The 9,328-nt window shown below is 41.1% G+C and carries 7 protein-coding genes; 5 read left to right on the top strand and 2 right to left on the bottom strand.

Going from position 1 to position 9,328, the window contains the following annotated elements:
- Positions 1 to 281 precede the first annotated feature (281 nt).
- The 5 genes from WBJ10_RS08650 (at position 282) to WBJ10_RS08670 (ending at position 5,611) form a co-directional block, all read left to right on the top strand.
- Positions 282 to 1,061, top strand: coding sequence for an FHA domain-containing protein (locus WBJ10_RS08650; RefSeq protein WP_424289331.1), 780 nt, complete (start codon positions 282 to 284; stop codon positions 1,059 to 1,061).
- Positions 1,062 to 1,073: 12 nt separating this feature from the next.
- A complete protein-coding gene (locus WBJ10_RS08655; protein WP_424289333.1) occupies positions 1,074 to 2,699 on the top strand; it encodes a serine/threonine protein kinase in 1,626 nt (541 codons plus the stop codon).
- Between the two features lie 116 nt (positions 2,700 to 2,815).
- Positions 2,816 to 3,706 (top strand): glycoside hydrolase family 16 protein, encoded by an 891-nt coding sequence (locus WBJ10_RS08660; protein ID WP_424289335.1) that lies wholly within the window; start codon positions 2,816 to 2,818, stop codon positions 3,704 to 3,706.
- Between the two features lie 4 nt (positions 3,707 to 3,710).
- Complete coding sequence (locus WBJ10_RS08665; protein WP_424289337.1) at positions 3,711 to 5,159, top strand: glycoside hydrolase family 30 protein; 1,449 nt, start codon at positions 3,711 to 3,713, stop codon at positions 5,157 to 5,159.
- Positions 5,160 to 5,218: 59 nt separating this feature from the next.
- Complete coding sequence (locus tag WBJ10_RS08670) at positions 5,219 to 5,611, top strand: hypothetical protein (protein WP_424289339.1); 393 nt, start codon at positions 5,219 to 5,221, stop codon at positions 5,609 to 5,611.
- 70 nt (positions 5,612 to 5,681) lie between these two features.
- Here WBJ10_RS08670 and yidC read toward each other — a convergent pair whose 3' ends face one another.
- Positions 5,682 to 7,541 (bottom strand): membrane protein insertase YidC, encoded by a 1,860-nt coding sequence (yidC, locus tag WBJ10_RS08675; protein ID WP_424289341.1) that lies wholly within the window; start codon positions 7,539 to 7,541, stop codon positions 5,682 to 5,684.
- An 18-nt stretch (positions 7,542 to 7,559) separates the two neighbouring features.
- Positions 7,560 to 9,170: a CTP synthase gene (locus WBJ10_RS08680; protein WP_424289343.1), complete on the bottom strand. Its 1,611-nt coding sequence runs from the start codon at positions 9,168 to 9,170 to the stop codon at positions 7,560 to 7,562.
- Positions 9,171 to 9,328: the final 158 nt, after the last annotated feature.

The raw sequence follows: 9,328 nt of genomic DNA on the forward strand, positions 1-9,328 counted from the left end.
TCAGGTAGTGGCAATATAGTTGTTTGCATAAGAGTGGAATCAACCAGAGGTTCCAGTGATGCTGTAAAGCTTGCTGGCCAGCATATTATCCCTCAATTGTTAAAGGCTAAATATATTAAAGGCATAAGCGGTGATACGCAAACTTCAGTGGCTCCGGAAGGTGCCGAATAATGTTGGTTTCGATTGTGAAAGTAGCTGGATAAAGTATTACTAAAACGTTAATATAAAGCTGGATCTGTAATTGGATTGCTTTTTGAGTTATAAATAAAAAGAAAAAATTAATGTTCGAATTATTTAAAGGCGAACCTGAGGATCAAATGGATGTCAAGAGCTCCCGGGATGCTGCTATTAGGTTTATTAAAGAAGAGCTTCAAAAGTTGGAGGGGGGAGAAGGCAGAAATATAAGGGGCCTGCAAATATTCGTGTGCTCTCCGTCCGAAAAAAAACATGTTTATGAAGCTGCCCTGTATGTAGGGGAACCAGGTCGGCTAAAGGATGAGGTCCAAAAAATTGCTGATGATTTCGATATAGAACTTCCTTCAAACTGGACGATCGAGGTTGATTTTGTAGACAGTTTACCACCGGAGGTTAAAAAGGCCGCAGATATCGACCTTGGCTTATTCCTAAAAACACGCCAAAACCTGATTCAAAAGGAACTAAGCGCTTGCATACGTATTTTACATGGAGAAGCTGAAAAAGAAGAATATATAATAAATTCAGGGACAGAAAAAGTATCAATCGGCCGCGAGCGAAGTGTCAAGGGGGCGGATGGTTTCATACGTATCAATAATATCGCTTTTCCAGGCGATAGTACTAATGAAGCAAATAAATACATTAGCAGGCAGCACGCTCATATTTCCTGGAATACAGAGAATGGATATTTTATGTTATTTGCCGACGAAGGTGGAGTGCCGCCTCACAATAAAATCAAGATTAAATCTTTAAATGATGAAGCTCCTATTAAGCTGAATTCAACGCAGATAGGCCATGTTCTCCGTGAGGGCGACCAAATTATCCTTGGTGAATCGGCTGTAGTAGAGTTTAGATCGATAGCTAAGTGAACTGATCAGTAAATGGGAAAAGTATTCACAATAACAGAGGGATTGGAAAACATGGGTGCAATTCGCACCGGTGGACAGGGATCAGTATATAAGGGGCGCCGGCAGGGGGTAATTATTAGTGCCGTAAAGCTTCTGCCAACTCCGATACATACGGAAGATAAACAAGACAAAAATTATAGAGATTTTTATAATGAAGTCGAAAAACTAAAAAAGGTCAATGAAGTCCCAAATCCGAATGTAGTTAAGATTCTAAGTTCAGGGCTGACAGAGAGCGGTTCATTTCCATTTATCGAAATGGAATATATTGAAGGGCCAGATCTGGAAGAATTGCTCCAGGCTCCCAATGATCCGGTTTTCAGCATTGAAGAACTGATCAAAGTTGCCAATCAACTAAGCAACGCATTAGCTCATTGTCATCGGGTTGGAATTAAACATGGGGATATTAAAAGCAATAACGTCAAATTCAATGCACATACTGGAAACTATGTTTTATTAGATTTCGGCCTGGCGATAATGTCGGACGAACAGCGGCGCACTAGTTTGCGGCATGCCGGTGCGGTTGAATTTATGGCCCCTGAACAGAACGAAGGACAAATGCTCTTCCAAAGTGATGTTTATAGTTTTGGTGTGATACTTTATGAACTGCTTGCAGGGACAGTACCATTTCCACTTAATGATAAGGGCGAGACGGCAAGAAACAAGGTGATGTTATCCCATATGGAAGACACCCCGCCAGACGTTTTGGAAATCAGGAGGAAGAATTTACCGCAAAGCTGGTCGGCCGAACGCCGCGAGAGCCAAATGAGAGTGCCAGCCTGGCTCCTGGATATTATAGCGAAATGCCTCCAGAAAAACCCTTCTTTAAGGTTCAAAAACGGACTTGAGATTCAGGAAGCCATGGTTCATAATTATACCGCAGAGACTGGTGATACTGAACATTTGGCGAAGAGATACAATGAGCTTGAAAAATCAAATAGAGATCTTAAAGAAAAGCTTTTTATACTTCAAAGTCTAAACCGAAGTCAGGATATAAAGACCACGAAGAATACTGTTCATTCTGGTAGAATTAGTCTATCAAAACCAGTTTATTATGCAATCCTGTTATGTCTCGTCGGCCTTATTGCATTTCAAGTTTATTCATATTATAACAAGAATCCAGATATACAAGATTTAGAAGTTGCAAATTCTACGGACTATTCAGAGATGGATTCCACTGTAGTAACAGACGAACCAAAACAAAAGGCACAGGATGATTTTGATAATCAAATAAGAGCTATTATCGATTCAGTACAAAGAGCTGACAGTACAACAGAAACGGCAGGAACCAGCGAGGAAGAGCCGTCTTATGAAGCACCTCGTACTTCACAAACCCCTGACCCGGTGCCTCCCTCCACTCAAAGTGAGAATCGCAGTGCCCCAAAACCAGCTAAATATACCCTAGAGGCGGCCCGCGCTTATTTTTATGATGATGCGAACGAAAGTTCGCGAAGAACGAGTTTTCTAGTTAAAAGGAATAGCCCTGAACTTACTGCCATCGAAGAAAAAAATGGATTCATCTATGTTGAATTTTTTACTATTAATGGCGAAATTACCAGGGGATGGCTGCGAACCCGCGATTTGAGGAAAATCGGAGGGTGATCATAGTACAATAAACAAAATTATATCATCCTTAAATACAAGAGGTTAAAACATAAATTAAATTCTTAAATTGCTTTTTATTGGGAATCTGGTTTAGAACGACTTTAATCTAGCTAATGAATCTCACATTGAAATTGAATAACATCAATAAGCAGAAAACATATATACTGTCGGCGATCCTTAGCGGATTCGCTCTGATTTCTTCGTGTTCAAAATCCAGTACACCAGCGACCCCTGCGCCCGCGAAAGTGATTACTGCCCCTGTTTCCAAGGAATGGAGTTTCGAAGCTTCCACGATGTGGTCTGACGAATTTGACTATACAGGCTTACCTAACTCAAGCAAATGGAATTATGATCTGGGCGGCAGCGGATGGGGTAACAATGAACTTCAATACTATACAGATAATATAAAAAACGTCGAAGTCGCCAATGGCGTTTTGACAATAACTGCCCGAAAAGAAATGATGGGTGGAAAGGATTATACGTCAACAAGACTTATTTCAAAAAACAAAGGCGATTTTTTATATGGAAGGATAGAAGTCAAAGCCAAGCTCCCATCCGGAAAAGGCACCTGGCCTGCTATATGGATGTTACCCACAGACTGGGCGTATGGTGGATGGCCTAAGTCAGGAGAGATCGACATCATGGAACATGTCGGTTACGATCAGGACAAAGTACATATAAGTGTTCATACAGAAGCATACAACCATTCAATCAACACCCAAAGGTCAGGATCAAAAATGGTACCCGGTGCCAGCACGGATTTTCATATCTATCGCGTTGACTGGACCCCGAAATCAATTATCGGTTACATAGATGGAGAGCAGGTTTTTCAATTTCTCAATGAAGAAAGAGGTTCTGCAGTATGGCCTTTTGACAAAAGATTTCATCTTCTGATAAACGTCGCATTCGGCGGTAACTGGGGAGCAGCACAGGGAATTGATCCATCGGTATTACCACAAAAGCTTGAAGTAGACTACGTCAAGGTGTATAAAATGATAGAATAATAAAATGCAGATTTTGAAATCTGTTCATTTTAAAATAATTTCTCTATTTGTGGTAATTTTCGTCCTGGCCGGATGTAAGATTGTATCAACCTTGGTTCTAGTTCCTAAAGCAGAGCCTTTGAAATCCGACGTAGTTTTCTATTTAACTCTGCCAGACCAGTCTACGCTGTTCCAAAAACAAAATGTAAGCTTACTGTTTTCCGAAAATTCAAATTCACCTTCTATAATTGAGATAGATGAAAATAAAACATTTCAGCAAATTGATGGCTTTGGATACACCTTAACAGGAGGGAGTGCTTCGCTAATTAATAATTTGAGTAGCCCGCATAAAGAAAATCTTTTAAAAGAGCTTTTCCTTCGCGACAGCACACATATTGGTGTGAGTTATTTGAGGATAAGCCTGGGAGCTTCGGACCTCAGTAATAGCCCCTATACATATGACGATATGCCAGACGGAAAAACGGATGTGTCTTTAAATAATTTTAATATTGAACGCGAAAGAACTGACCTCATACCCATTTTAAAGCAGATCATATTATTGTATCCCGAAATTAAGATCATGGCTTCACCGTGGACGGCTCCAACATGGATGAAAACAAACAACTCATTTGTAGGAGGACAGCTAAAACCGGAATGTTACAGTGTTTACGCCAATTATTTTGTAAAATATATCCGGGCAATGGAAGCGGAAGGTATTGTTATTGATGCAATAACTCCTCAGAATGAGCCTTTGCACGATGGAAATAATCCAAGCATGTATATGCCCGCTTTAGAACAAGCTTCTTTCATAAAAAACCATTTAGGTCCTGCGTTCGAATCTGCTGGTATCAAAACCAAGATTATTATTTATGATCATAATGCAGATAAAACCGAATATCCCATTGCGATTTTAAATGACTCAAAAGCTAGAAAATATATTGATGGGTCGGCATTTCACCTTTATGGCGGCAATATTGAGCAGTTAAGTACTGTTCACAATGCCCATCCCGATAAGGCAATATATTTCACAGAACAGTGGGTGGGTGGACCGGGAAATTTCGCCGGGGACCTCCAATGGCATGTAAACAATCTTATAATAGGAGCCGCACGGAACTGGAGCAGAACTGTGCTGGAATGGAATCTGGCTGCAGATGCAAGCTACCGTCCTCATACGAATGGCGGATGCACAAATTGTCTTGGTGCTCTAACTATTTCATCATCCACTGAATTTACCAGGAATGTGGCCTACTACATAATAGCGCACGCTTCCAAATTTGTCAGGCCTGGTTCAATCAGGATAGAGTCGACTAATATGGGTAAGCTCCAAAATGTCGCGTTTAAAACTCCGGAAGGAAAAAAAGTACTTATTGTGTTAAACAGCAGCGATGCGACTCAATCGTTTGCTATAAAATTTGGCAGTAAATATGTAGCATCAAGTCTGAACGCAGGTGCGGTCGGAACTTATGTATGGTAGCGGAACTGATTTTGCTGTAGATTTGGTAAACTTGTACACTATAAAAAATATATTCGTGTATGAGACACCTGCGGAATGCCCTGGCCTTAATCTTTGTCTTGTGTTCTTCGTGTACTAATTCAATCAAACCGGAAGAATTGTATGGCAGATGGAATTACGTTAATGTTGACAATTCAAATCCACAAGATACACTTCCAGATGGCGAATTAGAACTTCAATCGCCGGCAATTATATTTAATGATAATAATGACCTCATCATCGAATGGGGCGGGAAAAAGCTGTCCTCAGGAAAATTCAGGATGGAAGGACAGATGATCAGGTATACTGAAGATCTTGCAGGCGGCCGGACAAGAGAATTTCCATTTTTGATTAAAACCCTTAATGAGACGGAGCTGGTATTCCAAACAATGGAACAGAATGTGACTACTGTGACGGCAAGAAAAGGACGGTAATCATTCCGACATCATTTGCCGAAATAGTACGTTTCCTCCGGCTTCCGGCTTCACACCTCCGATATCAGTACTATTTCTTCTTTCCAATTTTCACAGCCGGCGTTTCTTTCGCCTTAACCTGCTGCTGTTGTCTCATATAGTCTTCCATTCTTTGCTGAAACCCTGACTTTTTCTTTTCACTTGCTGGCTTCTTTTTGTTTTCCTGGATCTGTGCATGAATTTTTTTATCGTCAACAAACATCCGGATGATGTACTGCTGCGCGAAGGTTAGCATATTCGCAAGGAAGTAATAATAGTTAAGACCGGATGGATAACTGTTTAGGACACCGAAGAATATAATAGGGGTGATGTACCCGATATATTTCATTTGTCCGGTTGCACCCGATACCTGATTGTTGAAATAGGTGTAAATCAGGGTTGAGATGGTCATCAGTATACACATTAAACTGATGTGACTTCCCAGGAATGGTACGGTGAATCCAAGCTGGAAAAAGGCATCATAAGTTGATAAATCTTCCATCCAAAGGAAACTTCTTCCACGAAGCTCAAAAAGGTTAGGGAAGAAGAAGAAGAATGCCATGATGATGGGCAATTGTAGGAGCATCGGCAAACATCCTCCTAAAGGGTTTACACCAGCCTTTTTATATAATTTTAAGTACTCCTGTTGCAACAAGGTAGGATTGTCATCACCCACTTTACCCTTGATCTCATCCATCTCAGGCTTAAGAACACGCATCTTAGCCATTGACAAGTATGATTTGTAAGTCAGGGGCAGCAATACAGTCTTAAGAAGTATGGTTAGAACAAGGATAATCAGTCCATATCCCCATCCAAACTGCTCAAGGAAGTTAAATACAGGAAGAACTATCCACCTGTTAATGTATTTCAAAGGCCAGTAACCAAGATCGATTTGTTTTTCGATGTCGAAACCTTGTTTTTCAAGAATATTCAGTTGGTTGGGACCGAAATAAAATTCCATAGGGAAACTGGTCATGTCCTGTCTTCCAAATGGGATCTGCATATTCGCTGTAAAGCTTTTTACAGTATTGAGATCCGGGCTTGTGTTAACAGCTATTTCACCTTTGTCGAAGCTGTTTTTAGCAATAAGGACGTTAGAAAAGAAATGCTGCTTGAAAGAAAACCATTTGATTTTCCCTTCTGTAAGTTCTTTCTTTTCTGATTCTGTAAGGCTTAGATAGTCAACGCTTTCATCCCCCAGTTTGTAATATGCGGAAGAGTATCGTTGCTCACTTGGCAGATCTTTCTCTTTCTGTTTTAGAACTGTTTCCCAGTTTAAAGTGATTTGCTGCTGCGTGGGCGCCACTACGTCCTGCATGCCTTTGGTGGCGATGGTTAAGCCTACGTTATAGCTATCGCCTTTAAGCGAATAAATATAGTCGATGTATTTGCCTTCGGAATAGGTGAGGCGCATCGTTAATGAGCCCGAATCAGCTTTCGCTACAGACAGAGAGCTTCCCGATGGTGTAAAATACAGATCATTTGTGCTGATGTTCTTTCCAGCTGCGCCAAAAATAAGTCCGAACTTATTGCCTTCACCACTAAACATGATGAGGGGCTCTTGTGTATAGGTCTTAAAGCCCTTCAATTCCACAGATGAAATCCGTCCGCCTTTAGGGCTGATTTCAACTTTTAGATTCTCGTTTTCAAGAATAACTGGTGCTGAAGAGCCTGAGTTGGCAGCTCCGAAAGGCCCCGCCAGTATTAGGGTTGAGTCTACTTTAGGAGCCGCAGCAATTGCCGCTGTATCAGCGGCTGGTGCTTGAACCGGCTTTTTAACGCGGGCAAGTGAATCTTGTGTGTATCTCGCTTTCTCCCGTTTGATATCTTCATCCGAAGGCTGCATTAACCAGGTGGAGCCTACTAATATGATTAAAATTAAAAAGAGGCCCGTAAATGTATTTCTATCCATTCTATTCTAAAAGTCTGTTTACTTCTTTTTTGAGTGTGCTAAAGAAGCGGCGACAAAGTTAACAAAAAGTGGATGAGGATTATCAACTGTTGACTTTAATTCAGGGTGAAACTGGCCGCCTACGAAAAAAGGGTGATTTTTCAGTTCTATAATTTCTACAAGATTGTTCTCCGGATTTATTCCTGAGGGAATCATGCCAGCCTTTTCATACTGATCCAAATACTTGTTATTGAACTCATAACGATGGCGATGTCTTTCAGAAATTCTGGTTTTACCATAAATCGCAGCTGCTTTGCTGCCTTTCCGAAGATCACATGTATAAGCTCCAAGACGCATAGTGCCCCCTTTGTTTTTGATCTTTTTCTGCTCCTCCATCATCGAAATAACCGGGTTTGCAGCGTTTTCGTCCATTTCCGAGCTTTGTGCATCCTTAAGCTTAAGGACATTTCTGCCGAATTCAACTACCGCGCATTGCATCCCCAGGCAAATGCCGAAGAAGGGGATATCATTTTCACGCACAAATTGTATTGCAGTTATTTTTCCTTCAATGCCCCGGCTTCCAAAGCCTGGTGCTACCAGCACCCCGTCAAGGCCTTTCAGTTTTTCGGCCACATTGCCTTCAGTGATACTTTCAGAGTGAATACATCTCACCTTTACTTTACATTCGTTTTTCGCACCCGCATGTATAAAAGATTCTGTGATAGATTTGTAGGCATCTGGTAATTCCACATACTTTCCTATCAGTCCGATTACTACCTCGGAAGTCGGGTTCTTGAGGTGCCCTAGAAAATCCTTCCAGCTATCGAGATCCGGATCATTTTTCAGTGGCAATTTCAGCTTGCCTAGAACAGTACGGTCCAGTTGTTCCTTAAGCATAAGAAGAGGAACGTCATAAATAGTTGACGCATCTATGGATTCTATAACTGCATTTATATTGACATTACAGAAAAGCGCAATCTTTTTACGAAGTTCCTGGGGGATGTGGTGTTCTGTACGGCAAACCAGGATATCTGGCTGAATACCGTATTCGAGAAGCATTTTTACAGAGTGCTGCGTAGGTTTGGTTTTTAATTCACCTGCGGCAGCAAGGAATGGCACAAGAGTCAGGTGGATAACCAGGGAATTACTTGATCCCAACTCCCATCGCAATTGTCTAACCGCTTCAATAAACGGTAGTGACTCAATATCGCCTACTGTACCGCCAAGCTCTGTGATTACAATATCAAAATCTCCACTTTCGCCGAGGATTTGCATATTGCGTTTGATCTCATCAGTAATATGAGGGACTACCTGTACCGTTTTACCTAAATAAGCTCCTTCGCGTTCTTTATTTATTACGTTTTGATAGATACGCCCGGTAGTAATGTTATTTGCCTGGGATGTAGGCACATTCAGAAAGCGCTCATAATGGCCCAGATCAAGATCCGTTTCAGCTCCGTCTTCAGTAACGTAACATTCGCCATGCTCGTAGGGATTTAGTGTCCCGGGATCAATATTGATGTAAGGGTCGAATTTTTGAATAGTTACACGGTAACCTCTTGATTGAAGTAATTTGGCAAGAGATGCGGAAATAATACCTTTTCCTAACGACGATGTAACGCCGCCCGTAACAAAAATGTATTTGGTCATGATATCTGAAGGATTTTCTAGAATGAGTTACCGTTTAAATAGCCGTAGAGAGCTCTTTCCACAATAAAAACATCGTTTTGTACGGGATTCAAAAGTATGAAAATAATTGATACGAGGGGGATTTGTTGAGAAAATTTACTGTGTTAATAAGTCAGTGG

Origin of the sequence: Daejeonella sp. (assembly GCF_049655485.1) — a bacterium.
Taxonomy (GTDB): domain Bacteria; phylum Bacteroidota; class Bacteroidia; order Sphingobacteriales; family Sphingobacteriaceae; genus Daejeonella.

Bases quoted from the DNA above. Each gene is read 5' to 3' on its own strand.
- WBJ10_RS08650 (WP_424289331.1), top strand. From the start codon at position 282: ATGTTCGAATTATTTAAAGGCGAACCTGAGGATCAAATGGATGTCAAG.
- WBJ10_RS08655 (WP_424289333.1), top strand. From the start codon at position 1,074: ATGGGAAAAGTATTCACAATAACAGAGGGATTGGAAAACATGGGTGCA.
- WBJ10_RS08660 (WP_424289335.1), top strand. From the start codon at position 2,816: ATGAATCTCACATTGAAATTGAATAACATCAATAAGCAGAAAACATAT.
- WBJ10_RS08665 (WP_424289337.1), top strand. From the start codon at position 3,711: ATGCAGATTTTGAAATCTGTTCATTTTAAAATAATTTCTCTATTTGTG.
- WBJ10_RS08670 (WP_424289339.1), top strand. From the start codon at position 5,219: ATGAGACACCTGCGGAATGCCCTGGCCTTAATCTTTGTCTTGTGTTCT.
- yidC (WP_424289341.1), bottom strand. From the start codon at position 7,541: ATGGATAGAAATACATTTACGGGCCTCTTTTTAATTTTAATCATATTA.
- WBJ10_RS08680 (WP_424289343.1), bottom strand. From the start codon at position 9,170: ATGACCAAATACATTTTTGTTACGGGCGGCGTTACATCGTCGTTAGGA.